This is a genomic window from Lederbergia sp. B243.17, assembly GCF_057657925.1.
Window position 1 is genome coordinate 1 of sequence record NZ_JBWBKF010000073.1, and the last position, 24,854, is coordinate 24,854.

General features: G+C 48.4%; 28 protein-coding genes. All 28 read right to left on the reverse strand.

The genetic code is table 11. The features are described 5' to 3' along the window. Positions 1-128: 128 nt before the first annotated feature. On the reverse strand, positions 129-545 hold the full coding sequence (locus AC0TWI_RS13375) for a hypothetical protein (protein ID WP_488126841.1): 417 nt from the start codon (positions 543-545) through the stop codon (positions 129-131). A gap of 469 nt (positions 546-1,014) precedes the next feature. Beyond that, positions 1,015-1,473 (reverse strand): DinB family protein, encoded by a 459-nt coding sequence (locus AC0TWI_RS13380; RefSeq protein ID WP_488126842.1) that lies wholly within the window; start codon positions 1,471-1,473, stop codon positions 1,015-1,017. 854 nt (positions 1,474-2,327) lie between these two features. Next, a complete protein-coding gene (gene spo0A / locus AC0TWI_RS13385; protein WP_488126843.1) occupies positions 2,328-3,113 on the reverse strand; it encodes a sporulation transcription factor Spo0A in 786 nt (261 codons plus the stop codon). 275 nt (positions 3,114-3,388) lie between these two features. Further along, positions 3,389-4,675 (reverse strand): SpoIVB peptidase, encoded by a 1,287-nt coding sequence (gene spoIVB / locus AC0TWI_RS13390; protein ID WP_488126844.1) that lies wholly within the window; start codon positions 4,673-4,675, stop codon positions 3,389-3,391. A gap of 105 nt (positions 4,676-4,780) precedes the next feature. After that, positions 4,781-6,475, reverse strand: coding sequence for a DNA repair protein RecN (gene recN, locus AC0TWI_RS13395; protein WP_488126845.1), 1,695 nt, complete (start codon positions 6,473-6,475; stop codon positions 4,781-4,783). A gap of 20 nt (positions 6,476-6,495) precedes the next feature. After that, the gene (gene ahrC / locus AC0TWI_RS13400) at positions 6,496-6,945 is read right to left on the reverse strand and encodes a transcriptional regulator AhrC/ArgR (protein ID WP_488126846.1); all 450 of its coding nucleotides are present in this window, start codon (positions 6,943-6,945) and stop codon (positions 6,496-6,498) included. 121 nt (positions 6,946-7,066) lie between these two features. Further along, a complete protein-coding gene (locus AC0TWI_RS13405) occupies positions 7,067-7,891 on the reverse strand; it encodes a TlyA family RNA methyltransferase (RefSeq protein WP_488126942.1) in 825 nt (274 codons plus the stop codon). 5 nt (positions 7,892-7,896) lie between these two features. Further along, positions 7,897-9,780: a 1-deoxy-D-xylulose-5-phosphate synthase gene (gene dxs, locus AC0TWI_RS13410; RefSeq protein ID WP_488126847.1), complete on the reverse strand. Its 1,884-nt coding sequence runs from the start codon at positions 9,778-9,780 to the stop codon at positions 7,897-7,899. Between the two features lie 25 nt (positions 9,781-9,805). After that, the gene (locus AC0TWI_RS13415) at positions 9,806-10,414 is read right to left on the reverse strand and encodes a hypothetical protein (RefSeq protein WP_488126848.1); all 609 of its coding nucleotides are present in this window, start codon (positions 10,412-10,414) and stop codon (positions 9,806-9,808) included. Between the two features lie 693 nt (positions 10,415-11,107). Next, on the reverse strand, positions 11,108-11,986 hold the full coding sequence (locus tag AC0TWI_RS13420) for a polyprenyl synthetase family protein (RefSeq protein ID WP_488126943.1): 879 nt from the start codon (positions 11,984-11,986) through the stop codon (positions 11,108-11,110). Between the two features lie 2 nt (positions 11,987-11,988). After that, on the reverse strand, positions 11,989-12,216 hold the full coding sequence (xseB, locus tag AC0TWI_RS13425; protein ID WP_488126849.1) for an exodeoxyribonuclease VII small subunit: 228 nt from the start codon (positions 12,214-12,216) through the stop codon (positions 11,989-11,991). Then, positions 12,216-13,565, reverse strand: coding sequence for an exodeoxyribonuclease VII large subunit (gene xseA / locus AC0TWI_RS13430; RefSeq protein WP_488126850.1), 1,350 nt, complete (start codon positions 13,563-13,565; stop codon positions 12,216-12,218). The genes xseB and xseA overlap by 1 nt, the downstream gene beginning before the upstream one ends. An 85-nt stretch (positions 13,566-13,650) precedes the next feature. After that, positions 13,651-14,517, reverse strand: coding sequence for a bifunctional methylenetetrahydrofolate dehydrogenase/methenyltetrahydrofolate cyclohydrolase FolD (folD, locus tag AC0TWI_RS13435; protein WP_488126851.1), 867 nt, complete (start codon positions 14,515-14,517; stop codon positions 13,651-13,653). A 29-nt stretch (positions 14,518-14,546) separates the two neighbouring features. After that, the gene (gene nusB, locus AC0TWI_RS13440) at positions 14,547-14,930 is read right to left on the reverse strand and encodes a transcription antitermination factor NusB (protein ID WP_488126852.1); all 384 of its coding nucleotides are present in this window, start codon (positions 14,928-14,930) and stop codon (positions 14,547-14,549) included. Positions 14,931-15,027: 97 nt separating this feature from the next. Continuing rightward, complete coding sequence (locus AC0TWI_RS13445) at positions 15,028-15,438, reverse strand: Asp23/Gls24 family envelope stress response protein (RefSeq protein WP_488126853.1); 411 nt, start codon at positions 15,436-15,438, stop codon at positions 15,028-15,030. Positions 15,439-15,455: 17 nt separating this feature from the next. Next, positions 15,456-16,811, reverse strand: a complete 1,356-nt coding sequence (accC, locus tag AC0TWI_RS13450) for an acetyl-CoA carboxylase biotin carboxylase subunit (RefSeq protein WP_488126854.1) — start codon at positions 16,809-16,811, stop codon at positions 15,456-15,458. A 12-nt stretch (positions 16,812-16,823) separates the two neighbouring features. Further along, positions 16,824-17,333, reverse strand: a complete 510-nt coding sequence (gene accB / locus AC0TWI_RS13455) for an acetyl-CoA carboxylase biotin carboxyl carrier protein (RefSeq protein ID WP_488126855.1) — start codon at positions 17,331-17,333, stop codon at positions 16,824-16,826. Between the two features lie 145 nt (positions 17,334-17,478). Further along, on the reverse strand, positions 17,479-18,042 hold the full coding sequence (locus tag AC0TWI_RS13460; protein ID WP_488126856.1) for a SpoIIIAH-like family protein: 564 nt from the start codon (positions 18,040-18,042) through the stop codon (positions 17,479-17,481). 1 nt (position 18,043) lies between these two features. Then, positions 18,044-18,724, reverse strand: coding sequence for a stage III sporulation protein AG (gene spoIIIAG / locus AC0TWI_RS13465; RefSeq protein ID WP_488126944.1), 681 nt, complete (start codon positions 18,722-18,724; stop codon positions 18,044-18,046). Next, positions 18,721-19,305 (reverse strand): stage III sporulation protein AF, encoded by a 585-nt coding sequence (gene spoIIIAF, locus AC0TWI_RS13470; protein WP_488126857.1) that lies wholly within the window; start codon positions 19,303-19,305, stop codon positions 18,721-18,723. Before spoIIIAF ends, spoIIIAG begins: the two co-directional genes overlap by 4 nt. 12 nt (positions 19,306-19,317) lie before the next feature. After that, positions 19,318-20,517: a stage III sporulation protein AE gene (gene spoIIIAE / locus AC0TWI_RS13475; protein WP_488126858.1), complete on the reverse strand. Its 1,200-nt coding sequence runs from the start codon at positions 20,515-20,517 to the stop codon at positions 19,318-19,320. A gap of 10 nt (positions 20,518-20,527) precedes the next feature. After that, entirely contained in the window at positions 20,528-20,923 is a 396-nt protein-coding gene (gene spoIIIAD / locus AC0TWI_RS13480) for a stage III sporulation protein AD (protein ID WP_488126859.1), read from the reverse strand. Positions 20,924-20,935: 12 nt separating this feature from the next. Then, a complete protein-coding gene (spoIIIAC, locus tag AC0TWI_RS13485) occupies positions 20,936-21,139 on the reverse strand; it encodes a stage III sporulation protein AC (protein ID WP_488126860.1) in 204 nt (67 codons plus the stop codon). 18 nt (positions 21,140-21,157) lie between these two features. Beyond that, complete coding sequence (spoIIIAB, locus tag AC0TWI_RS13490) at positions 21,158-21,670, reverse strand: stage III sporulation protein SpoIIIAB (RefSeq protein WP_488126861.1); 513 nt, start codon at positions 21,668-21,670, stop codon at positions 21,158-21,160. After that, positions 21,663-22,589: a stage III sporulation protein AA gene (spoIIIAA, locus tag AC0TWI_RS13495; protein ID WP_488126862.1), complete on the reverse strand. Its 927-nt coding sequence runs from the start codon at positions 22,587-22,589 to the stop codon at positions 21,663-21,665. Before spoIIIAA ends, spoIIIAB begins: the two co-directional genes overlap by 8 nt. A gap of 310 nt (positions 22,590-22,899) precedes the next feature. Next, positions 22,900-23,526 carry an SMI1/KNR4 family protein gene (locus AC0TWI_RS13500; RefSeq protein WP_488126863.1) on the reverse strand — a complete coding sequence of 209 codons (627 nt, stop codon included), beginning with the start codon at positions 23,524-23,526 and terminating at the stop codon, positions 22,900-22,902. Between the two features lie 41 nt (positions 23,527-23,567). Then, the gene (locus tag AC0TWI_RS13505) at positions 23,568-24,122 is read right to left on the reverse strand and encodes a DUF1444 domain-containing protein (protein ID WP_488126864.1); all 555 of its coding nucleotides are present in this window, start codon (positions 24,120-24,122) and stop codon (positions 23,568-23,570) included. Further along, entirely contained in the window at positions 24,103-24,831 is a 729-nt protein-coding gene (locus tag AC0TWI_RS13510; RefSeq protein ID WP_488126865.1) for a VOC family protein, read from the reverse strand. The genes AC0TWI_RS13505 and AC0TWI_RS13510 overlap by 20 nt, the downstream gene beginning before the upstream one ends. Between the last annotated feature and the right edge of the window lie 23 nt (positions 24,832-24,854).

Here is a 24,854-nt window from a genome sequence, read left to right on the forward strand (position 1 = left end):
ACAATAATATCTTCTCCATCTCTCCAAGCCCCCAGCTAAGTTATCTTGAAGCACAAGCATAACTTAACAGGAGTGATATTTGATAGAAGAGTGTTTATTCCTGTTTAGCAAGAACTGTTAACTTTAGTTTAGCAGTCACAAGGATCTGCATGAAGTTGATTCGCTCTTTCTTTTAGATACTGAATATTTTCTTTACTAATTTGGATTCTCTCTATTTCTGCAGTACCATAAATATTAAAATTTTCATGCTCCTTGAGTTGTACCTTTTGTATCGCGATTATCATCATATTGTGCGCTAACGTCTTTTCATCATTCACTTCCCCGATTTCGTTTGCTGCCCTGTCTACGTCTGCTGAAGGCACCTCGTAAGAAGGTTTAGTCTGCTCCTCTTCCATCCTTTCTGCCACAGAAGAGACCGATTGTGTTTTTGGTTTTGCTTCTTTTATAGTCCCTTTTCCGCCAAAATCACTTGAGTAAAGGAAGATAGAGGATGATAACAATACGACAATAGCTGCAGAAGTCCCAATGATCAGTTTTTTCTTCATTTTAAAACCTCCGGTCATTAACCTTTTTCACATTCCCTGGATGTCTAATTTTATGTTAACAATTAATTGTATATAAATCCACCATTTTCCATAAAGCGTTTGTGACATCCCATGTGTTTCCTCGATACTGTCCACACTAAAAACAAAAACCGACGAATAAGTTGCTCGTCGGTTCGGCTTGGAAAATGATTAATGAATGGCAGCCCCAGACCGGATAATCTTTTGTCGCTTTTGTAGACTCTCCTGTCTTGGGTGATTTTCTACACCATCCATAAGAACAGATCTTATTACTCACATCTTTTATATTTTCTTCAAAAAAAACTCTTTCCCTTTCATCGTGAAAATATGTTCAGAAGGACCGCTCCCAGGATGCCAGGTACTCGATCGAAAGCCCTTTCGTTCGCTTCATTCAGATTCAAAACATTAGTCAGAACTAATGCCCACATTAGTTAAAGAAGCAGTATCAACATTAGACGTTATTTTTAATTATGATTTGGTTGTTAATATGATGTTCCATATGTTTAAGATAATCTTTCACGAGCCACTCTAATGTTTTTTGTTGATTATTTCCTATATCACATAGAATTGATAATCTGTCCTTCGGGATAGCCAATATAATATTTACAATTTGCTTATTTAATGCTAAAAAAAGGTTTAATATCTCATCAAGTGGCCTCTCTTGATATTTCTGAAGTGTTACCCATTTTTCTTGATTATATGATTGGATAACAAATGGTTGTTCTTCGTACTGTATCTTTATAAAACTATTGATATTATTTATTGCAGAGTCACACAAATGTCCTAAAATCTCCTTTTTGGACCATTTATTTGGTAAAGGTCGACTTGATATTTCCATTTCTGACATTGAGCCATATATATTCGGCATTGTTTGTATCCAGTGGTTTATACCATTAATTATATCCTCCACACGCCTTCACCTCTTCAATATGTTTCCAAAAAATTATATACCTCTAAAGATAACACATTTTCTGTAAATTTTTTTGAAATTACCTTAGGAAGGTGTCAATTACATAGAAAAAGTATTAGGAGCGCAGACGGGCATGCAAAATTCCTTAAAGCGTTGAAGCAACTTTATCGAGCCTCGGATTTACTTTTTTAAATCTTTCATCTATTTGTTAAATCCAGAGTCTCCTTATTTATCATGTATGTCTTTAAAGTCATTTTCCATTCTTTTCTTAAGACGTTGTAATGCTTTTAAGATCTCCTCCATTTTAATCACTTCGTGGATTTTAGGAAAAAGAGCCGCAAATGATTGACCCACTTTAGTGCGAAGAGTTTACTTTAGAATAGTGAAGGTATGGAATTGGATCAAATGTCTGTTTCAAAGATCATTCTAATTCGAGGTAATCTTGAGACTGTAGTTGAATTTTGGGAGTAAATAAAATGGATGAACTTTTGACAAAATTGAAATCACAGCCGATGATATTCTCGAATCAATTCAAGAAGTGAACAATAAAGAAAAACAGAAACTTCTTCATGAACTGTTTTATAAATACTTCAATAACAGAAGTTTACCAAAACAAGCAGTCGATTGGGATTGAATACAGATTCCTAATTCATCTTGATTTTGATTTTTAGTATAAAATCCCCCTTTGGCAGGCTTCACTTTTGTCAACTCCTCACAAAATAAGTAAAGGCCAACGAATTAAAAAGTTCGTCGGCCATTTGATAAAAAGTTTATTGGTTTAGAAATTGATTTTCAGTAGGGATTTCAAGAATTCGTTGGTTTGCCCGTTTCGACAAACCTCATTATGCCAATGGTTATGACGCCCTGTGCTCAAGCCTCAGCTTGTCTGCGACCATGGCGATGAATTCGCTATTTGTGGGTTTTGCTTTCGACATGCTGATGGTATAGCCGAATAGCGAGGAAATTGAATCGATATTGCCGCGGCTCCAGGCGACTTCGATCGCATGGCGGATCGCCCGTTCCACCCTGCTTGCCGTTGTGTTGAATTTCTTGGCAATGTCCGGATACAGCACCTTTGTGATCGAGCCAAGAAGCTCAATGTCGTTGTATACCATTGTAATCGCCTCCCGCAAATACATATAGCCTTTAATATGAGCGGGTACACCAATCTCGTGGATGACGGATGTGATGCTTGCTTCCAGATTCCGCGGTTTTTTCGGCTCCTGCTGCTGCGGTCTCTGGGCACTTCTTGACGGTTTGCTTTGTTTGCCGCTGACCTGGCGAATTTGGTTTGCAAGATGATCCATATCGAATGGCTTGAGGATGAAATAGGCTGCGCCAAGTTCCACTGCTTTCGTCGTCACATCTTCCTGCCCGAATGCCGTTAGCATGATTACGTTCGGAAAAACGATATCGTCGGCTTCCCGCAATTTGCTCAATACGCCAAGTCCATCCAAATGCGGCATGATAATATCAAGGATCAGCACATCCGGTTCCATCTCCCTCAGCATCCGCAGACAGTCCTGTCCATTATGCGCCGTTCCGATCACTTCCATATCCTCCTGCTCGGAAATAAATTCATCCAGCAGGTTCACGAGTTCCCGATTGTCATCAACAATGCAAACTTTAATATTTTTCAAGCAGATTTCCTCCTCAAGTCCCTTTAGGTAATTATTCGGTAATTTTTATTCTAACAGATAAATACGCCAAAGTAAGCGAAATCCCTTTAAATTATTTCATTTTTATTTTAAAACAACCGGTATGCTCCTTATTACGTCGATTATCTTCCGTTTTCGACTTAAAAGAATATAAAGAGACATCCTTTTGTCGAATTTTCTTCAGACTACCACATTTTACCTGTTATGTAAACGTCTCGTCCATTTAAAGACAAAAAAAAGAGGCGTTTTTCGCCCCTTTAGCCAGCTTTGCTGTTTGCATAAATGTCGATTCCTGCTTCATGCAGCATCCATTCGATATGGACGCCGTAGCCTGAAGTCGGGTCGTTTACAAAGACATGAGTAACAGCACCGATAATTTTGTCATTCTGGATAATCGGGCTACCGCTCATCCCCTGGACGATCCCGCCCGTTTTGGAAAGCAGTTTCGGGTCGGTCACCTTGATGACCATTCCCTTCGTTGCCGGGAATTTCTGCGGAACGGTGGAGACCACTTCAATGTCATACGCTTCGACTTTGTTGCCCGCGACTACTGTGAGGATTTGCGCTGGTCCTTCCTTTACCTGGTTCGCAAGCGCGATTGGCATCGGCTTGTCCAAAACGCCGTTTTGAATTGTGGTGTTCAGTCTGCCGAAAATGCCGAACGGGCTGTTCCTCGTAATATTCCCAATCACTTCCCGGTCTGTCGAAAACCTGGCCAGTTTTTCTCCCGGTGTGCCATTTTTCCCTTTTTCAATCGATGTGACGGTCGATTTGACAATCTGTCCGTTGTCGACCACAATCGGCTTTTTCGTATCCATATCTGAAATGACATGGCCGAGTGCCCCGTATTTCTTCGACTGTCCATCATAAAATGTCATTGTGCCGATGCCGGCAGCCGAATCGCGGATATAAAGCCCCATTTTGTATTTCTGTTCTTGCTTATCAAGTTTCGGTTCCAGTTTCGCATCGAATATTTCCTTCCCTCTGTGGATGGTCAGCTGGAGAGGCTTTCCGCTCTTTCCCGCTTCATCGACATACGGTGCGACATCCATCATGTTCCCGACATGATTTCCGTCAATCTTGGCAATAATATCACCGACCTGTATACCGGCCGTTTCTCCCGGAGACGTTTTTTCGTCGGCTCCCTCAACAAGATGATGGCCGACAACGAGAACGCCGAGAGTATTCAGTTTCACGCCGATCGACTGTCCGCCCGGATAAATTTTGAAATCCTTTAAGACATTGACATCCACCTTTTTTATCGGAAAACCGGCGAGCTCAAGCACAAGTTTGTCGTCACCCATATTTTTAGCGGCAACTGTGACGGCATCCGCCTCTTCCTTCACCGCAAGCGTCCCGTTTCCATCAGGCTGTGAGGCGACTGTAACAGCTTGCGCTTTGCCAAAACTCAGTTCTTGTCCCTCGAACAGCGTGATCGCTGAGGGAAGCTGCATATATTGTTGAAAGGGTTTTGAAAACCCAAGGAGCAGTAGTGAAACAAGGAGAATTCCACCGATACATTTTCTAATTTGGTCAACAGTCATTTTTCACTCTCCTCGCCTTTCTCTTTCACATCTTTAATTTGACCCCGATGAGGGGCAAATATAACCCGGGAGAATGAAAAAAGCTGTCCAAAGAAGGATAGCTTTTCATGTATCTTTGATTGTATAGGCAAGTTCTAGCAATTCTCGAGCGTGCTGCTTCGTCAGATCGGTAATTTCCGCTCCGGCGATCATCCGTCCGACTTCGTTAATCTTCTGCTCCTGATCGAGCACCGTCAGCTTCGTGCGCGTTCTGCCCTTTTCCACTGACTTTGAGATATACAGATGGGTATCCGCCATGGCTGCCACCTGAGGCAGATGGGTGATACAGAGCACTTGTGAATGAATGGCGACCTGGTGAATCTTCTCGGCAATCGCCTGCGCCACACGTCCGCTCACACCGGTATCCACTTCATCGAAAATAATCGATGTTACCCCTTGATGCTTGGAGAAAATGGTCTTCATCGCCAGCATGATCCGCGACAACTCACCGCCTGACGCTACTTTCGACAGCGGTTTGAGCGGCTCGCCGGGATTTGTCGAGATGTAGAACTCAACTGTATCAAGGCCGTCCTTTTTAATTGGACCGCCGGTTTCTGAAGAGGTAAGGAAATTCACCTGAAACAAGGTCTTGTCCATATAAAGCTGCTTCAGCTCCCGCAAAATCGCTTTCTCCAGCTTGGCGGCCCATTTTCTGCGAAGATCGCTCAACTGCTTGCCTTCAAGCAGCAGATCCGCATGAAGGGATGCCTGCTTTGTCTCCAGCTGACTGATGCGGCTTTCCCGGTTTGTGATCATTTCAATCTCTTCCTCAATTGCCGAGCTGTATTCGAGGATCTCCTCAACGGAAGAACCGTATTTTCGTTTTAAACCGCTAATTTCATTCAGCCTTGATTCAATTTCATTCAGGCGCAGCGGATCGAATTCAAGCCCGTCAAGTTCGCTCCGCAAAAAGGCTGCTGCATCTTCCAGGATAAAGAAACAATTTGCCACGGATTCCTGAATTTCGCTGTATTTGTCGTCAAGCTCTGCTGCTGACTCCAAATGCCCCATCGCATGCCCGACAAAATCAAGCCCCGATTGTTCTCCGCGCAGCCCTTCATATGCTGACTTCACCGAGTCGAACAGTTTTTCAAAATTGATCAGGCGCCGCCGTTCTTCCATCAGTTCATTGTCTTCATTGATCTTCAGATCCGCAGTAGTAATCTCCTTCAGCTGGAACTGAAGCAAATCGAGACGATGTGCCATCTGTTGTTCATTTTCGCTCAAGCTTTTTATCTTTTTCGTCACTTCGTCGTACTGGACATACAGTTCTTCATAATGACGGAGCGCTTTCCCGATCTCGGTTTTGCCGAATTCATCGAGAAGCGGCAGGTGAAGTGCTTCGTTCATAAGCTCCTGATGTTCATGCTGGCCATGGATATCCACGAGCGTAGAGCCGATTTCCCTTAGGCCGGAGATGGTGACGAGCTTGCCATTGACTCGGCATACACTCTTCCCTGACACGGAAATTTCCCGGCGCAGCACAACCATTCCTTCATCCGCTTCAATTCCGAATTCCTCAAGCCGGCGAAAGCAAGGATGTCCATCCCCCAGAAAAAAAAGCCCTTCAATTTCAGCCTTTTTTTCGCCGTGGCGGACGAATTCGGAGGAACCGCGACCGCCTGCCAATAGATGTACCGCATCGATGATGATGGATTTGCCGGCGCCGGTTTCCCCTGTCAGTACGGTCAGCCCCCGGTCAAATGAAACCGAAATCTGATCAATGATCGCAAAATTTTTGATTGATAGTTCCTGCAACACGGACCCATTCACCCGCTTTCCTACAACATGGAAATAAATTTATCTTGAATTTCTTCAGCATCGTCCACCGTTTTGCAAATGATCAAGCATGTATCGTCCCCGCAAATCGAACCGACAATCTGGCCCCAGTCAAGATGGTCGATCAATGCACCGATCGCCTGCGCGTTCCCCGGCAAAGTCTTCATTACAAGCAGATTTTGCGCCGATTCAATGGCGATAAAAGAATCGGTCAGTGCTCTCTTCAGTTTATGAAGAGGATTGAATCGCTGGTCGGCAGGCAGGCTGTATTTGTACCGGCCGTCCGCAAGCGGCACCTTTACAAGATGAAGCTCTTTGATATCACGAGAGACCGTTGCTTGTGTAACGTTGAATCCGTCCTTTTTCAAACGGTCGACGAGGTCATCCTGCGTTTCAATTTCCTGTGTGCCGATCAGTTCCCTGATTTTAATATGGCGCTGACCCTTGGTCATACTATACCCACCCCTCAAAATAGCAAGCCGGCTGTATTTTTATACCGCTTTATTCACAATTATAATGAACAAGCGGAAAAAGGGCAAACCTATTTGGCTGCCCTTTTCTTATAGTACACAATTATTTCAGCTGCTGATGTGCCTCCGCGACAACCTGTTCGATCGGATCTGGAAAGCGGATCTCGCCTGCCACCTCTTTTTCACCCGGCCAGCGGAGATGGAGGAGGAATTCAATGTTCCCTTCTCCTCCCGTGATCGGCGAGTAGGACAGATTGCAGGCGTCATACCCAAGACCAACCGAAAAATCGGTGATTTTGCGGATAACTTCCAGATGGACCTTTGGATCGCGGACGATCCCTTTTTTCCCGACCTGCTCTCTTCCCGCCTCGAATTGAGGCTTGACGAGCGCAATGACGTCGCTGCCGGGAACAAGCAATGTTTTCAGAACCGGAAGAATCAGTGTGAGGGAAATGAACGACACGTCGATTGACGCAAAATCGGGCATTTCTCCTTCCAGATCCTCAGGCTTCACGTAACGGAAGTTTGTCCTTTCCATCACGACGACCCTGTCATCGTTGCGTAGTTTCCAGGCAAGCTGGTTGTAGCCAACATCAAGTGCATAGGACATTTTCGCCCCGTTTTGCAACGCACAATCGGTAAATCCGCCGGTTGAGGCACCAATGTCAAGCAGCACTTTGTCTTGAACCGACACATCAAACACTTTGAGCGCCTTTTCCAACTTCAGGCCGCCCCTGCTGACATATGGCATTGTTTTTCCCTTAACGGACAAAGGGATGTCTTCAGGTACTTTCTCGCCGGGCTTTTCCAATCTTGTTTCATTAGAAAAGACGATACCGGCCATGATTGCGCGTTTTGCTTTTTCTCTAGTCTCGGCCAGACCTCTTTCAACGAGGAGGATGTCCAGACGCTGTTTATTTACTTTCATTCTCATTACGCTCTCTTTTGTTTTTTCGGCAGAATCGTCTGCAGCTTTGCAGCCACATGATCTGCCGTCATGCCGATTTCCTTCAGCAGCTCTTTTACGCTGCCATGCTCGATAAAACGGTCCGGAATGCCGATGCGGTCAATCGTTGCGTGATGATACCCGTGATCATGCGCAAACTCGAGCACCGCGCTGCCGAATCCGCCTTCAAGGATTGCCTCTTCCAAGGTGAGCAGCGGCATGTTTTGTCCGAGAAGATCATGCAGCATGCCTTCATCAAGCGGCTTGATGAAGCGCGCATTGACAACCTGGACGGATATTCCTTGTTTTTCAAGCTTTTTCGCTGCTTCCATCGCCATTGGAATCGTCGTTCCGAATGTAAGGATGGCTGCATCCTTACCAGGCTTCAGCACTTCCCATGAGCCGATCGGAATCTCATGAAGCTCTTCATCCATCTTTACGCCGTAGCCGTTGCCGCGCGGGAAGCGCATGGCAATCGGGCCGTCATCGTATTTGATCGCTGTATAAACCATATGCTGCCCTTCATTTTCATCCTTCGGCATCATGACGACCATATTCGGCAGATTTCGCATGAAAGCTACATCGAATACGCCCTGATGTGTTTCCCCGTCGGCTCCGACTAGGCCGGCACGGTCAATGCCGATGAACACATTCAGGTTCTGTCTGGCAATATCATGGAGGACCTGATCATAGGCCCGCTGCAGGAAAGTTGAATAAATCGCAAGGAACGGCTTCATCCCCTGCGTTGCCAAGCCGGCTGCGACTGTTGCCGCATGCTGCTCAGCGATTCCGACATCAAACATCCGGTCCGGAAACTCTTCAGCAAATTTCTCAAGCTTCGAACCGACAGGCATCGCAGGCGTAATCGCGACAATCCGCTTGTCGTCTCTTGCAAGCCTCCTCACCGTTTCACTGACAAGGGAGCTCCACGCAGGACCCGCGTTAACGGATTTGATCAGGTCTCCGGTATCGATCTTGTATTGACCGGTGCCGTGCCATGTGCCGACCCGGTCTTGTTCTGCCGGGCTGAAGCCCTTCCCTTTCTTGGTAATGACATGGAGCAGAACAGGCCCCTTTGTCTTTTTCGCATATTGGAGCTGTTCGAGCAGCGATTCATAATCATGCCCGTCAACCGGTCCCAAATACGTAAAGCCGAGTTCTTCAAAAAATACGCCCGACACAAGCAAATATTTCAAGCTGTCCTTTACCCGCTCTGCCGTTTGGGCGAGCTTGCCCCCGACAGCCGGAATCTTCTTCAGCAGCAATTCAAGCTCTTCCTTCGCCCACTTGTACTTGCCTGCTGTCCGCAGCTTTCCAAGCACATGGTGCAAGGCACCGACGTTCGGGGCGATCGACATTTCATTGTCGTTCAGGATAACGATCATGTCTTTCTGCTCGTCTCCGATATGGTTGAGCGCCTCGAGCGCCATACCGCCTGTAAGGGCTCCGTCGCCGATTACCGGTATAACGAAAGAATTCTCTCCCTTTATATCACGGGCGATCGCCATTCCCATCGCCGCTGACAGCGAGGTGGAGCTATGGCCCGTTTCCCAGACGTCATGCTCGCTTTCGGACATTTTCGGAAACCCGCACAGCCCTTTGTATTGACGGAGCGTGTCAAACTGGGAAGCCCTTCCCGTCAGTATTTTATGAACATAGGATTGATGGCCGACATCCCAGAGGATTTTATCCTGCGGGCTGTCAAAGCATTTATGAAGAGCGATCGTCAACTCAACGACACCGAGATTCGGGCCGATATGCCCGCCCGTGACCGACAGCTTCTCGATTAGAAACGTGCGGATCTCCTCGCTTAATGCATTCAGTTCCTCTATATCCATATTCTTTAGAAAAGAAGGGTCTTTGATAGTCATCAGATCCAACCTGGACCACTCACTTTCATTTCTTGGATTTTTGCTTCTTCTTATTCTTCTTATTGTCTTTCATGATCGCAATGTGGAATTTATCTTCAAGTAAATAAAGCAATTGGCCCACATGGTAAATAATATCACGTGAATAGTTGATCGCAAATGATTTGCCGAACGCCTTCCCGCCTACCGTCACGGCGGCGATCAAGCTTGTCAGGCCGACATTGACAGCATATTCAACCGGGGTGCCGCTTCCAGCGCCGATGCTCTGCACAAGCTGGATGACGACGAGCGCACCGGCCGTCCCGCTGATAATGCCTGAAATATCGCCGATAACATCGTTGCAAAAACTTGCGACCCGGTCGGCATTCCTGACAATTCTGATCGCATGCTTGGCCCCTTTGATTTTTCTTGCAGCCATTGAATGGAAAGGCGTTTCATCTGCCGCCGTGGCCGCTATCCCAATCATGTCGAAGAGGATTCCGACCAATACGATTGCCAGCACGACGAGCAGCCCGACCGACCACGGAACACCATTTAATACGCCGTTGGAAGCGATTGAAAAAATAGCCGCTAACACAAATGTGATAACGGCAATGCTTATGCTCCATTTAGTAGATTGTCGAATAAGTTCTTTCATAATTTGTGTTAATCACCATTTATTAAAATTATACCGGATGGTCATAAAATGAGTAAACATTACGGCTTAGGTCCAGTAGGATTTCCCAAGCAAGTACCGAATGTCGCCACTCTGGCGGTTTCCCTTTAAACCTGCCTTGGCAGTGTCGCCAGCTGCCAGACTGGATTGCCACTTAGTCCGCACTGTAATCCTCAAATTATGTCCATTGAACAGTCTAGGAGATTTCCTCAACAACCCTTAACCATGTTCTTAGCCTCTTTTGCAAAGCCGATTTCATATGGACGGAAGAAAGCGGAACGATGGCCAACCGAACCGGATTCTTATAACCATAATCCCCTCAAGCTTCACGCAAGGCAGGCTACGCTGCTCAGTGATGCCCTGATCACCTTGCAGGTCTATACTCCGCTGTTTTTGCATGCTTTCAGCTAGCCGAAACAAACGAAGCCTCCGCGGCGAAGGGTCATCGCCCACATGCCTTTGTGGATCGCCCTTCCGCCTTTACTCCCAGCTCCGACCCAAGGCTGGGCGCCTCAAGCCGGAACAAGGAACTTCATCGATGTGCCCTTTAGTGGATTTTTAGGCCCACCTTCGGAACAGGTGGATTGACTAGAATACTGCACCATCCGGCAGTCTGACAATATTTTAACATACTCATGTCTCCACTTCAATGGAACACCATATATAGGAAAAAGATCAGTACTCTCGCCCGGCAATCATGCCGGTCAAATACTCGAGATTTTCCGTATCCAGGTTGAGCTTGTCAAGTGCTGTCCTTGCTTCAGCAGTATGGAAGGCAAGCTGCTTTTTTGCACCTTCCATCGTAAGCAGCGAAGGGTAGGTGCTCTTCATCTTCCCGGCATCGCTTCCGACCGGCTTACCAAGCAGCGCTTCGTCTCCTTCGATATCTAGAATGTCGTCACGGATTTGGAACGAAAGTCCGAGATGATTGGAGAAGTCCTCAAAAAGGGCGAGCTGCGCCTCGTCCGCTCCGCCGATGATCGCGCCTGCCATTACACTGAACGTAAGAAGCTTTCCGGTCTTATGTAAGTGAATGTATTCGAGTTCTGGCAAGGTCAGCCTCTTGTTTTCCCCTTCAATATCAGCGACCTGCCCTCCTACCATCCCCTCAGGCCCGGCGCTTTTTGCCAAAAATCCAATCAGCCTGGCTTTTTTCTCAGCATCCAGGGCGGCATCAGAGCTGACCAGCTCAAAACTTAACGTAAGCAGCGCATCACCAGCAAGAATCGCGACCGCTTCTCCGAACACTTTATGGTTCGTCGGCTTTCCCCGTCTAAGGTCGTCATCGTCCATACTTGGCAGATCGTCATGAATCAAAGAATACGTATGAATCATCTCAAGGGCTGCGGCTGTGCTCAATCCCTTCTCAGGATTTTCGCCTAATGATTCGACAGCTGCGAAAAGCAGCATCGGACGAATCCGCTTGCCCCCAGCCTGAAGCGAGTAATCCATCGCTTTTTTCAGCGATTCAGGGGCTTCCAGACGGGCAACCTCTTCGCTCAGCCGGGATTCCAGCAAATGTATGTAGTGATCGGCAAATTGCGGATAGTTCATCGTCAATCCTTCTCCTCCTCAAGCTGGAAATCTTCTTCTCCATCCTCATGCAGCACTTTCGTCAGCTGCTCCTCGGCATTTTTTAGCTTGTTATGGCAAAGCTTGGACAGTTCGATCCCTTTTTTGTAAATATCCAACGCTTCCTCCAGCGGAATATCCCCTTCTTCCAGCCGTTGGACGATCGTTTCCAATTGTTCCATCGCCGATTCGAATGTCATCTTTTCATCCATTAGTTCTCACCTTTTTCAATTTGATCGACCGTGCAATGAGCGGTTCCGTCTCCAACCTTCACTTTGAGCGCGTCTCCAGGCGCCACCTGCTCAACATGCTTGAACAGCTTGCCTTCGTCCGTATAAGCAACGCTGTATCCCCTGCCGAGAATGGCGAGCGGGCTTAGCGCCTCAAGTGTCGCCGCCAGCTTTGCAAAGTCCCTAGACTTGTTTTGGATGCCGTGTTTAGCCTGCTGCTGAAGGCCGTGCTGTGCCCGTGATAACCGCGACTTGGCCAGTTCAAGCTTCATGGCAGGATGGTGTTTCACCAGCACTCTTTCTCTATTATTCAGTGCTTCGCGTTTGATCCGGAGCAGGCGCTCCTTCCCTTCATGCAGCCTTTCCGTCATCCGGTCGGCCGCTTCCCATTTCTGCTCGTACAATTTATGCGGGTTGCGAAAAATATACGATTGCTCCAAATATCCCAGTCTTCTCCGTTTGTCACGGCTGATTTCCGCCATCCCGCGGAACAGCCGGTTCTGCATGTTCAGCAGTCTTTCCATAATGTCCTCGATATGCGGAACGGCAAGCTCGGCTGCCGCAGTCGGGGTCGCCGCGCGGACGTCTGCGACAAAGTCTGCAATAGTAAAGTCTGTCTCATGCCCGACGGCCGATATAACTGGAATCGCCGATTCGAAAATAGCCCTTGCCACCTTTTCTTCATTGAAGGCCCACAGCTCCTCGATCGAGCCGCCTCCACGGCCGACAATCAGTACATCCGCTTCCCCGTGTTTATTCGCTTTGCGGATGGAAGATGCCACTGCCTCCGCAGCGTGTTCGCCTTGCACTAGAGCCGGGATGAGCAAAATTTTTCCGATCGGAAATCTTCGCTGAATCGTCGTGACAATATCACGGATGGCTGCTCCTGTCGGAGACGTAATCACACCGATCGTCCTTGGGAATGCCGGCAGCCTGCGCTTTCGCTCCTGCGCGAACAAGCCTTCTTTATCAAGCTTTTCCCGCAGCTGCTCGAACGCGAGGAACAAGTCCCCGATCCCGTCCGGCTGCATTTCCTTCACGTACATCTGGTACTGGCCGCTCGATTCATAGACCGTGATGCTCCCGCGCAGCAAAATCTTCATCCCATTTTCAGGCTTGAACCGGACGGATTTTGCCGCACTTGAAAACATGACGGCCATGATCCTTGCACTTTCATCCTTGAGCGTAAAATACAGATGCCCGCTTGTGTGCCGCTTGAAATTGGAGATTTCTCCCTTAACGAACACATCAGCGAGATGCGGATCGGCATCGAACTTCCTCTTTATGTATTTCGTCAGTGCTCTTACGGTCAAATACTGCGGCTGATTCAATTCTCACACCTACTTTTCAAGAAAAAAGCTGCATCCGCTCGGAGAGGATGACAGCTTCTTTATCTACACTCTATTCTACTAAAAATCAACCGATATTGCGATGTTTATGCTGTTTTTCGGCGGATGCGACCGTGTTGTAGAGAAGCATCGCAATCGTCATCGGACCGACGCCGCCGGGCACAGGCGTAATTTGGCCTGCCTTCTCCGCCACTTCGGCAAAATCGACATCGCCGCATAATTTATTGTTCTCGTCCCGATTCATGCCGACATCAATGACGACGGCACCCTCTTTTATATGCTCGGCTTTGATCATCTTTGCTTTTCCGACTGCAGCGACAAGAATGTCTGCCTGCCTCGTCTGCTCCCCGAGGTCTGCTGTTTTCGAATGGCAGTATGTGACCGTCGCATTCTCATTAAGCAGCAATTGACCTGCAGGTTTGCCGACGATGTTGCTGCGGCCGACGACAACTGCGTGCTTTCCAGCAACCGGAATGTCCGCATATTCAAGCATCTTCATAATCCCGAACGGTGTGCAAGGCAAAAACGTCTCCTGGCCGGTCATCATCTTTCCGATGTTCAGCGGATGGAAACCATCCACGTCCTTGTCCGGTGAAATCGCTTCGATCACCTTCCTCTCGGAAATATGATCCGGAAGCGGCAGCTGGACGAGAATGCCATGAACGGTATCGTCCTGGTTTAATCTCTCGATTTCTGCAAGCAAGGCCTCTTCGGCCAAGTCTCCCGGAAACTCGGATAAAAACGAGGCGACCCCGATTTCTTTGCAGCTTTTTTGCTTGTTTCTCACATACGTCCTGGAGGCCTGATTATCGCCCACCAATATTACGGCAAGCCCAGGGGTGATGCCTTGTCCGATCAGGGCTTCCACTTTTTTCGACAATTCTTCTTTTATAGCGCCTGAAATTGCTTTTCCGTCAATAATGGTTGCTGCCACTTTCATTTCTCCCGTCCCGCAAGTAAGCATTACTCGCCTTTGATTTTTGATAAAATGCCGTTGACAAACTTTCCGGATTTCTCATCGCCAAATCGTTTGGCAATTTCAACCGCCTCATTGATCACCGCGTTGGCAGGGGTGTCTTTTTCGTACATGAGCTCGTATGCCCCAAGGCGGAGGACGGTCAAGTCGACTTTGCTAAGTCGGTCGATCGACCAGTTTTCCAGATGCAAGCGGATCTCCTTGTCTATTTCGTCAAGATGGTCCACTGTGCCATTGACGAGTCCCGTCAAGAATGCATCTTCCTTTTCTTCTTCAAGGACGTTTTCGACAGCTTCCCCGCTGTCCAGTCCGCTGATGTTCATTTGAAATAGAGCCTGCATGGCCTTTTCCCGTGCCAATCTTCTTTTCATGTTCGATACTCCTTTTACTCTTTAAGTAACCGCAAACAGCATTCTTCAGGCCGGCAGCGGAAAAAAGCCAAAGGGCAAATGCCTCTGGCTCCTCCTTTTATTCCTCAATCAACCCGCTGTCCTGCTTCTGGGTTTCAAACGCGACGCCGACGATATGGACATTAATCTCTTCCGCTTCAAGCGCCGTCATGTTCAGCAAGGTCTGGCGGATATTGTCCTGCACTTCCTGTGCGACAGAAGGAATGGATACGCCGAAATTCATAACGCAGTACACATCGACCTTGATGCCTTCCTCTGACAACTCGACCCGGATGCCTTTTCCATGATTTTTTTTGCCGAGTCTCTCCACGACACCTGCAGCAAAATTGCCGCGCATTTGTGCGACGCCTTCCACTTCGGACGCTGCGATGCCCGCAATGACTTCAATTACTTCTGGAGCAATCTCGATTTTCCCCTGATTGTCAGATTGATCCGTGTTCATTTCCAGCATGTTCAATTGATCTTCCATTTTCTTACCCCCCCTGATTATTTTCCGTTCATGACATCATGAAGTTCAAGAAACTTCGTGTTAAAGTCTCCGGAAACGAAGGTTTCGTTTTCCAGAAGGTTCAGATGGAACGGAACGGTTGTCTTAACGCCTTCGATGACAAATTCGCCAAGCGCCCGCTTCATTTTGGCAATCGCTTCTTCTCGTGTCTTGCCGTAGGTGATCAGTTTGGCCACCATGGAATCATAGTAAGGCGGGATGGAATAGCCGGGATACACGCTTGAGTCAACCCGGACGCCAAGTCCGCCCGGCGGAAGATACATCTCGATTCTTCCCGCGGAAGGCATGAAATTCTTTTCAGGGTTTTCCGCATTGATCCTGCATTCGATCGACCAGCCCCGGAACTCTACATCCTCTTGGGAAAGAGTGAGCTTTTCACCGGAAGCGACAAGAATCTGTTCCCGGATCAAATCGACGCCGGTCACCATTTCCGTCACCGGATGCTCGACCTGGATTCTCGTGTTCATTTCCATGAAATAAAATTTGTGCTGATGGTGGTCATAAATGAATTCTACCGTTCCTGCACCTTCATAATCAACTGCTTTTGCTGCATTTACTGCCGCCTGTCCCATTTTTTCCCGCATTTCCGGGGTAATGGCAGGGGACGGTGTTTCTTCAAGCAGTTTTTGAAGGCGTCTCTGGATGCTGCAATCCCGTTCTCCCAAGTGTATGACATTGCCGTGGCTGTCTGCAAGAACTTGGATTTCGACATGACGGAAATCGGTAATATATTTCTCAATATAGACGCCCGGATTGCCGAAAGCCGTCAACGCTTCCTGCTGGGTAATGTTGATCCCTTTAATCAGCGCCTCTTCATCCTCAGCGACACGGATGCCTTTCCCGCCGCCGCCGGCTGTCGCCTTGATAATGACCGGATAACCGATTTCGGCTGCAACCTTTGCGCCTTCCTCCGCATCCTTCACGATGCCGTGTGAACCCGGGACAATCGGAACTCCCGCATCTTTCATCGTCTCTCTTGCTACGTCCTTTGTGCCCATTTTGGAGATCGCTTCAGGGCTCGGTCCGACAAAGATGATGTTGCATTCGCGGCAGAGCTCGGCAAAGTCAGCATTCTCGGCCAGAAAGCCGTATCCCGGATGGATCGCATCGCAGCCGGTAAGCTTTGCTGTGCTGATCACATTCGCGGTGTTCAGGTAGCTGTCCTTGGATGCGTTAGGTCCGATGCAGTACGCTTCATCTGCGAGCTGCACATGGAGTGCTTCCCGGTCCGCTTCTGAGTAAACAGCAACCGTTTCGATGTTCATCTCCTTGCATGTCCGGATGATGCGTACAGCGATCTCTCCTCTGTTGGCAATCAATAGCTTCTTTATCATCCTAATCGCTCCTTATCTGGGCTTAACCAAAAATAGCGGCTGGCCGAATTCAACCAATTGGCCGTCTTTTGCGAGTACTTCCACAATTTCGCCTTCGACCTCTGCTTCGATTTCATTGAACAGTTTCATTGCCTCGACGATACAGACGACCGAATCGGCTTTCACTGCAGATCCTGAAGTCACATACGGGCCGCTTTCAGGCGACGGTGACGCATAGAATGTACCGACCATCGGAGAAGTAATCTTATGTAAATTGCTTGTATCTTCCTGAGGGGCAGGTGCTGCTGCAGGCTGTTCTGCTGCCGGAGCTGCTGCCGGTTGTGCCGGCTGTGCCTGAGGTGCAGGAGGCTGGATAGCGGCCTGCGGGGCAGCGAAGCTCTGGGATGGTGCTTGCTGGACCACTTGGACCGTGCCGTTTTTCTTTAATTTCAGTTTGGAGCCATCATGCTCAAATGTAAATTCTTCAATATCGGATTGATCAATCAGCTTTATAATTTCGCGGATTTCCTGGATTTTAAGCATCCTTCTACACTCCCTAAATAAATTATGAGTAGCTGCTATTATCATAATATAATACTCGGTATAAACACAATCCCCAATCCTTCCAGCGGCTTTCTGCCTATAAAAAAAGGGGTGGAAAGGTTGCCCCTTCCGCCCCGGATCTCTATCACTTTTCCCCCAAATCCGCTTTCTCGCCCGCCTGGAATTCCACTGCAGGAATCATATTCGTGCCGATTTCCTCTCTCGCCATTTTAATAATTTCCGCAGCTTCTGCGCGGGAATGCTCTTCGTCATGCTTGATTGTGATCATCACCTGGCTGCCTTCTGTCCTTACCAGTGCGTCACTGTATCCGAGAGCGATAATCTGGCTTTCGAGCGCCTGCTCCTTCAACGTCAAATCGTCAAGCGCCTGCATTTCCGTGTATAGCTTATCCTTCTCATCTGCAGTCAGCTCAGGGGATGCCACTTGTGCCGTCATGTCCGCCTTCTGCTTGCTTCTTTTGTCTTGGATCGTGAGGCGCATCGTTTCAAACGCTTCATCTCCCGCTGCTTCCGTCACAACCTTAGCGCCATTTTCCCCGCCCTTGCCTGCTGCAGGCGTCTCTGACCCTTTTTCTTCAGTCGCAGCCAGATCACTTTTCGCCGGGTCAAGCGTAACGTAATAAACCGATAACACTACAACGAGGCTCAGCATCGTGAGCAGCCAAACAGTTTGTTTTTTCAAAAGCATCTTATGAATCCCCCTTCGATTTTTTCGGCATGACGGCCACCTTATGGCTTGGGACGTCCAATGACCGGGTGACCGCCTCAATGATCCATTTCTTCACTTGGATCTTTTCAGCCCCGCCCGCAACGACGAGCACTCCGCTGATCTCCGGCTTTCTTGTTTCAAGCAGCACCGGCTTGTCATCATTTCCATCACGGATGGTCACGAGCTGTTCATCCACTGTCTGTTCCTCAATCGACCGCTTGCCCCCTTCCTGGTCCTCTTCATTCGTCATTTGATTTTTGTGCGAGCGGTTTTTCTCATATACCTTTCTTTCAGTCGATTCCACATTTACAAAAACAGAGACGTTCTGAACGCCGGCAATTTCATTAAGGAGCAATCTCAGTTTTTCTTCGTACCTTTCTTCCATTGCCTTCATATCTTTTGATTTCGGTTCTGCTTTCTGGCTGAATGCTTCTTCCTCCTGCACGCTGCCAGCCTCCTCAACCATCAGACTTGCCGGCTTGCTTTCCATCTTCGGCTTTGCGAATAGATTGCCAGCCACCATCAGGACAATGCCGAGAAGAACGGCGGCAACGAGATACAGCTGCTTATTCGGCTTCTTCCCAGGAGGAGAAGGCCCATTTATTTTACCAATGAAAGCTTTTGCCTTATCGGTTAAGCTCTCTTGATCCTTTTCTGCTATAAGTCACTCCTCCCCTCAGCGACCATAACCAGTTTTGCCTCGGGTATGTCCCAGCACGAGGAGAGATAGGCTTTCAGCTCTTCCTCCTGTGCGATAGAGCCACTGCTGCCCCGCTGTTTTTTCACGGAGATGTCGACAGGTTCAATGGTTGCCACTTTTTTTCCGCCTTCTTGCAAAAAGACGGTTACTTGATCGATTTCTTCCCCTTTTGCCAGCAGGCTGATTTCTGTGATCTTCATCCCAAACCTTTCCATCAGCTCCTTTTCAGCAAGTTCTTCCATTTGGACAGCCAGTTGCTTTAATGTATATGCATGCTGGGAGGCTTGTATTTCTCTTTTTTTCTCATCAATCGAAATGACACCTTCCCCGGACTGGAAAGATTCCTGGAAAGAGGCGGCAATGTCTTCAAAATCTGCTGAGAACAGCCCGAATAATGGAGTGAGAATAATTGAAAACAGGAGCAGGCTCACAGCCACCTTCACATATTTTTTCATCCCGTTATCCGGCAGAAGCATATCGACGACCATGAACAGCAGCATGAAAACGATAATATTGGTGACCCAGCCGCTGATCAGCCCCACAAGTATCCCCCCTTATCGGACCATCATCGTTATCGTCCCTGAAGTGATGATGATCGTTATGCTTAAAAAAAATAAAAATGAAACGATGGCCAATGCGGCGAACACATACATCATGCTTGCACTTACCGTGTCCAGGCATTTGATTACCGGACCGTCGCCGAGCGGCTGCAAAAGCGCTGCCGCCAGCTTGTAGATGAGGGCGATGGCAAAAATCTTCACAGCCGGAAACGCAGCAATCGCCAGGACAATCGCTACTCCGGCCAGTCCGATTGTATTTTTCAGAAGCTGCGAAGCGGAGATGATTGTATCGGCTGCATCGGTGAACATCCGCCCAACAACCGGTACGAAATTCCCCGCCACGAACTTCGCTGTTTTGACTGCGACACCGTCTGCGACCGCAGCAGCCGTTCCCTGGAGTGAAATAACACCGAGAAGGACTGTCGTAAAGACGCCGAGAAGCCCGATGCTCGCCTTTTTAAGAAGCCCTGACAGCTGGGTCACCTTGAACTGGCCTGTTACGGCGCTTGTCACGCTTAATAGGGTCGAAAAAAACAAAAGCGGCAATACGATATTGCGGATGAGCAGCCCGCTTGTGTTGATCAGGAAGAGGAGGATCGGATGAAAAAATGCAGAGGTGGCAACTCCGCCTGTCGCCGCAATCAGCGCAAGCAAAAGAGGAAGAAGCGCGTAGATGAAGTGCGTCATGCTGTCGATCGCCCCAAGCGCATAATCGGAAGCGACGCGGAAACTGTTCAAGGAAATCAGGATCAGGACGATAAAGACAACGGCATATGCCGCCTTGCTGACAGCTCCATCTGCAAAAGCATTATGGAGGGATTGGAGAAAAACGCTGAAAATGGTCAAGAGGATGAGGGACCCGAGAAGCTTGCCGTTCATCGCCAATTCCTGAAAAGCATAGCCGGCTATGCCCTTGAACCAGCCGGTGATGGAAAAGGATGCATCCCCTTTAAGGAAGTCCATTAAACTCGCTTTCTCTGCCTCGGGAAGGAACCCGCCGTATTCCTCAACAATTTTATCCCAATGGGTCTGGAGTTCATCAATCCCTAACTGCTCAAGCTGAATCTGTTTGTATTTTTCCAATACGTCGAGCTTCTCTCCACCCGGCGCAGCTTCTCCTTCCTCCGCATGGACAGCAAGCGGAAGAAGCAGGAATAGCAGCAGGCAGGCAATAGCTCTGAACCTTTTAATCATGCTCACCTCCCTATTTGACCGGCATCATCTGAATAATTGTTTCAATCAATGCCGTCAAAATCGGTACCGCAAGGGCAAGAATGAGAATTTTTCCGGCAAGCTCCACTTTGGAAGCCATCGCCCCCATCCCTGCATCCTTCGAAATATGCGCCGCAAATTCGGCGATATAAGCGATGCCGATAATTTTCAAGATTGTTTTCACATACAGCGTATTGACGCTTGTACTTGCCGCGATTTTTTCAATCATCACAAGGATGAGGCCGATCTGCTCGATCAAATATAGAAAAATGCCCGTGCCGGCAAAAAGGATAAGCAAAAAAGCAAACGCAGGCTTTTGCTCTCTGATGATCAAGGCCAGAAAGGTGGCGATCAACGCGATGCCTGCGATTTGGAGAATGGCCAACATTCCGCAACCCCTTTACTGGAATAAAAACACCGAGCGGATTTTCTGAAACAGCCCGTCCACAATCGTGACGACCATGAACAGGATATAGATAAAGCCGAACAGCGTTACCCACTGGGCGTATTCCTTTTTTCCGACTTGATCCAGAATGGTGTGCAAAAAAGCTACGACGATGCCGACGCCCGCAATTTTGAAAATCGTATCCACATCAATGCCCATCGGTTTACCCCCTGAACATTATAAAAGCAAAATGATAAAGAGCAGCCCGCCCAAAAACCCGAGGCTTTTCACCATGTTTTCATAATGTGTTTGTTTTTCCCGTGCCGCCGTCTCTTCCCGTTCGAGATGATTGAGGGCGAGCATGATCTGCTTTTGCTGCAGGTGGCGGTCATGCTTGCCGAGATTTTCGCCGAACCGGAACATAATCTCCCTTTCAGGCGCTTTAAACGAGGAATGTTCCCAAGCATGTTCAAGCGCCTCTTCCCATGCGTCCTGAACTGTCCTTTCCCCGTCAAGCCGTTCGGCAAAGTAGCGATAAAAACCGGAAACCGGCTCAGAGATCCCTGCTGCAATTTTTACGGCCGCCTCTTTGACGGGTGTATGCCCGAACATGATTTCAGCTTCAAGTGTCTGCAGGCTGTTGCGGAGAAGGCGCAGCTGGGCGGGTCTTTCGCGGAGCGAGCGGGATAACTCGAACCCTCCCCACGTTGCACCGCCAAGAATCAGGGCGGCCCCCAGCCACTTAAGCATGGGAGACCCTCTGCGGCTGCAGCTTCAACGGCCGTCCCTCTCCATCCAGGACCATGCTAACCGTTCCCGGGCCGCTCCCTCTTGCCAGCAGAATAAATCTTGAGAAAACCTTATCCTCGATGATCCGGCGCAATAGTGGCCTAATCCTTATTTCATCCAAGCTGCTGCCGTGTGTCGTCATCATAAATCCGACTCCGGCATTGACCGCTTCCATAATCGCTTCACTGTCTTCCCGACGCCCTATTTCGTCAGCAATGAGCACTTCGGGGCTCATCGAGCGGATCATCATCATCATCCCTTCAGCCTTCGGGCACGCATCCAGCACATCGACACGCGGTCCGAACTGCAGGCTCGGGACACCGCCGACACAGCCGGCGATTTCGGACCGTTCATCGACAATGCCGACTTTATGGGATCGGATAGTAGAGCTGCCGAGAGAAATCCATCTCGCCAAATCCCGAAGCAAGGTCGTCTTGCCGGTTTGTGGGGCCCCGATAATCATCGTATTTAGCCACCGTCCTTCAAACAGTAACGGGATCAGCGGATCGGCAATCCCGATTTTCTCCCGTGCCACCCGAATATTGAAAGAGGAGAGATGCCGAATCGCCTTGACAGACCCGCCTTCCAAAATGACTTTCCCGGCAAGTCCGACCCGGTGGCCGCCCTCGATCGTGACATAGCCCATCCTTAATTCCTCATCCATGGCGTACAATGAATGGTTCGACAATTTCCCGATTAATCGTTCGGCATCCTCTTTTGAAAAGACATAAGGCAGAAATTGCGGCTTTCCTCTTGCGGAGACTTCGACCGGACGGCCGACTCTAAAGCGGATCTCCTCTATCTCGGAAACGACGCCTTCCGGCAAGGCGGAAATCATCCCGGCAACCCCGCCCGGCAGCATGGACAGTATCGTCTTCACGTCCTCACCTCCGCTAGTTCACATTCACTATCTAATAAATATGCGGGACAGCCTTGAATATGTATGCCTGTCCGATGAAATTGCAGAACAGGCGGGGGTGTTTTAGGATGGTTCCGGAAAAGGTAGGAAGGGGGGAGTTTCCAAGGAGGAAGGCTCAAGAGAGTAGACAAGAAGGCATGAGTGGATATTCTCCTGCCGCCTCTTGCGCTCATATCCACTCAAACAAAAAAATCCCCAGTTGCCGTCCACACCAAAAGCCGCTTCCACTTTTGGCGTACACTGACAAAGGGAATTTCCATTTGTCTGCCAGCTATTCATTAGCAGGCTCGATTTTCAGGGCTCGGCCAGCCGGCCCCAATTTCTCAATCAGTTTTTTTGCCTTACTGGATGAGATTCCTTCCGTTACTACGTAAGGAAGGTTTCTTGTTCCCTTTAGCAGGTCGGCCGCTGAGGTCTTCAATCCGAAAACCTTCTTCATCTCCAACAAATCGTTCATCTTTCCCTCAGGCATACGCACCAGCAAGATGCGGCAACGCTCGGATGGATTAGCGATTGTATCCAAATCCGGTGCAACTGCACAGCCCTGCTTCACCCACTCGTTAAAATCCTCTGTAATGACCTCAGCATGACCCGGGTTCATATCACCCGCATCTGCCATCCATACTTGTTTCTCATCGGGTTGTTGTTTCATCAATAAGACCCGGCCGCCGCCGTCATCCCCGATTGCGACAAATCCTTGCGCATATTCGGCCACTTCCCAAGTTTCATTTCGTTCAGCGAGCTCTTCAGTGCCATAGATCAACACTCCGCCGCCGATGGAAACGCCGTTTGTGCAGGATAAAAATGCTTTGAACACTGCCGGAAAAACTGCATTCATCCGAACTTCAACATCTGCTATCTCCGTTTCGCTTGCCCCTTTGTTCATTGGTCGATTCACTACTCATCGCAACCCTCTCCGTTTTGTATGTACATACCGCATCATCGGCACAACCACTTCCCCTCTTCTCTTTTCAGCACCTTGTCGCTTAATAAATAGTCGCCGTTTTCCCAAACCGAACAAATGATGCTTTCCAGCTTTCGAGTTCCTTTGTCTGATCCAGCGTTGCAAAAGGCAAGGACATCCCTGGATGGAATAGCTGCCGCATAGCCGTCAGGGGCAAACTGGATCAATGTATGATCCCATACATCATCGAGCAAAAGCAGGGACGCTTCAAAATTCCCGTCGAGGAGCAGCGCAAAGCAGTCATCGCCCAACTCTCGCATTCTCAAACCGTGTTCCTCTACAAGCCGATAAAGATTGCCGACAGCAAAATTTAACAGTTCCTCACCGCCCGAAGGCAATTCGCCATTTTGAACATACTTGAAAAGCCCGGCAGCAGGATCATCAACTAAAAAAGTAATGATCAGGTCATCAACAAAATCCACTTGCACCATCGAGTCTTCTTCTGTCAGTGCAATTTCCGGGTCTGCTGTCTCTCCCCTTACCGTCTGCTTGAAATAGGGCAAAGCTTCCTTATACAGTTGAAGATCCACGTTGCTCCTCCTCACTATGAATATCTCCCAGGCCAGGAATCATATAAAACTCGCCCGCTTCATCGACGCCGACTTCCATATTATTTGTTAGCGTTATGTTCAACGGGAAAATTTTCGATTTCTTTTCTGAAAAAAGCCACCTGCGTCCAGGACCTGCAAGAAGAATGAAGGCTCCGTCTTTCTCCACTTCCATAAAGTTTAAGGAAGTGGAGGAAATTGGGTCACGATCTCTTTCAAAAATGCCCGCTCCGATGAATGTCTTTCCAACTTCCTGCGGATTTTTTACAACGAGGCCGATTTCACTGATCGTCAACATGTTTTTCTCTGAGAATGGCAATTCATAAGGGGGATGGGGTTGGATTCTGGCAATGAGTTCAACAATATTTCCTGCCGGATCTTCAAAATAACAGGAATGTGCTTTTATATTTGTAAAGTACACCTCGTCTTCTCCATCTTCCCGCAAAAGCGTTGCTTTTCCCTGCGCCCACGCCTTTGCCTCCTTGAATTGATCGGCTGGGATTGTAAGAGCAAAATGATAATAAGGCTCTCCAGCCACATGCTCTCCGCTAAATTCCAGCGTACTCTCTCCGATTTGGAAGTGAAAACGATCCGGTGTATCTTCTTGAAGGGCAAACCCCAGTTTTCCTCCATAAAATTCTTTCAATTCGTCTACTTTATGCGTTCGCAAAGTCACTCGCCTGATTTTCAAATCAATCGCCTCCTTAACCTATA

Coding starts and splice junctions, on each gene's coding strand:
- AC0TWI_RS13420 (WP_488126943.1), bottom strand. CDS start 11,986: ATGAACTATCCGCAATTTGCCGATCACTACATACATTTGCTGGAATCC.
- spoIIIAC (WP_488126860.1), bottom strand. CDS start 21,139: ATGGGCATTGATGTGGATACGATTTTCAAAATTGCGGGCGTCGGCATC.
- xseB (WP_488126849.1), bottom strand. CDS start 12,216: ATGGATGAAAAGATGACATTCGAATCGGCGATGGAACAATTGGAAACG.
- spoIVB (WP_488126844.1), bottom strand. CDS start 4,675: ATGACTGTTGACCAAATTAGAAAATGTATCGGTGGAATTCTCCTTGTT.
- accB (WP_488126855.1), bottom strand. CDS start 17,333: ATGCTTAAAATCCAGGAAATCCGCGAAATTATAAAGCTGATTGATCAA.
- ahrC (WP_488126846.1), bottom strand. CDS start 6,945: ATGACCAAGGGTCAGCGCCATATTAAAATCAGGGAACTGATCGGCACA.
- AC0TWI_RS13405 (WP_488126942.1), bottom strand. CDS start 7,891: ATGAAAGTAAATAAACAGCGTCTGGACATCCTCCTCGTTGAAAGAGGT.
- AC0TWI_RS13375 (WP_488126841.1), bottom strand. CDS start 545: ATGAAGAAAAAACTGATCATTGGGACTTCTGCAGCTATTGTCGTATTG.
- spoIIIAD (WP_488126859.1), bottom strand. CDS start 20,923: ATGTTGGCCATTCTCCAAATCGCAGGCATCGCGTTGATCGCCACCTTT.
- AC0TWI_RS13415 (WP_488126848.1), bottom strand. CDS start 10,414: ATGAAAGAACTTATTCGACAATCTACTAAATGGAGCATAAGCATTGCC.
- AC0TWI_RS13445 (WP_488126853.1), bottom strand. CDS start 15,438: ATGGAAGATCAATTGAACATGCTGGAAATGAACACGGATCAATCTGAC.
- nusB (WP_488126852.1), bottom strand. CDS start 14,930: ATGAAAAGAAGATTGGCACGGGAAAAGGCCATGCAGGCTCTATTTCAA.
- AC0TWI_RS13460 (WP_488126856.1), bottom strand. CDS start 18,042: ATGCTTTTGAAAAAACAAACTGTTTGGCTGCTCACGATGCTGAGCCTC.
- dxs (WP_488126847.1), bottom strand. CDS start 9,780: ATGACTATCAAAGACCCTTCTTTTCTAAAGAATATGGATATAGAGGAA.
- spoIIIAE (WP_488126858.1), bottom strand. CDS start 20,517: ATGATTAAAAGGTTCAGAGCTATTGCCTGCCTGCTGCTATTCCTGCTT.
- spoIIIAB (WP_488126861.1), bottom strand. CDS start 21,670: ATGCTTAAGTGGCTGGGGGCCGCCCTGATTCTTGGCGGTGCAACGTGG.
- accC (WP_488126854.1), bottom strand. CDS start 16,811: ATGATAAAGAAGCTATTGATTGCCAACAGAGGAGAGATCGCTGTACGC.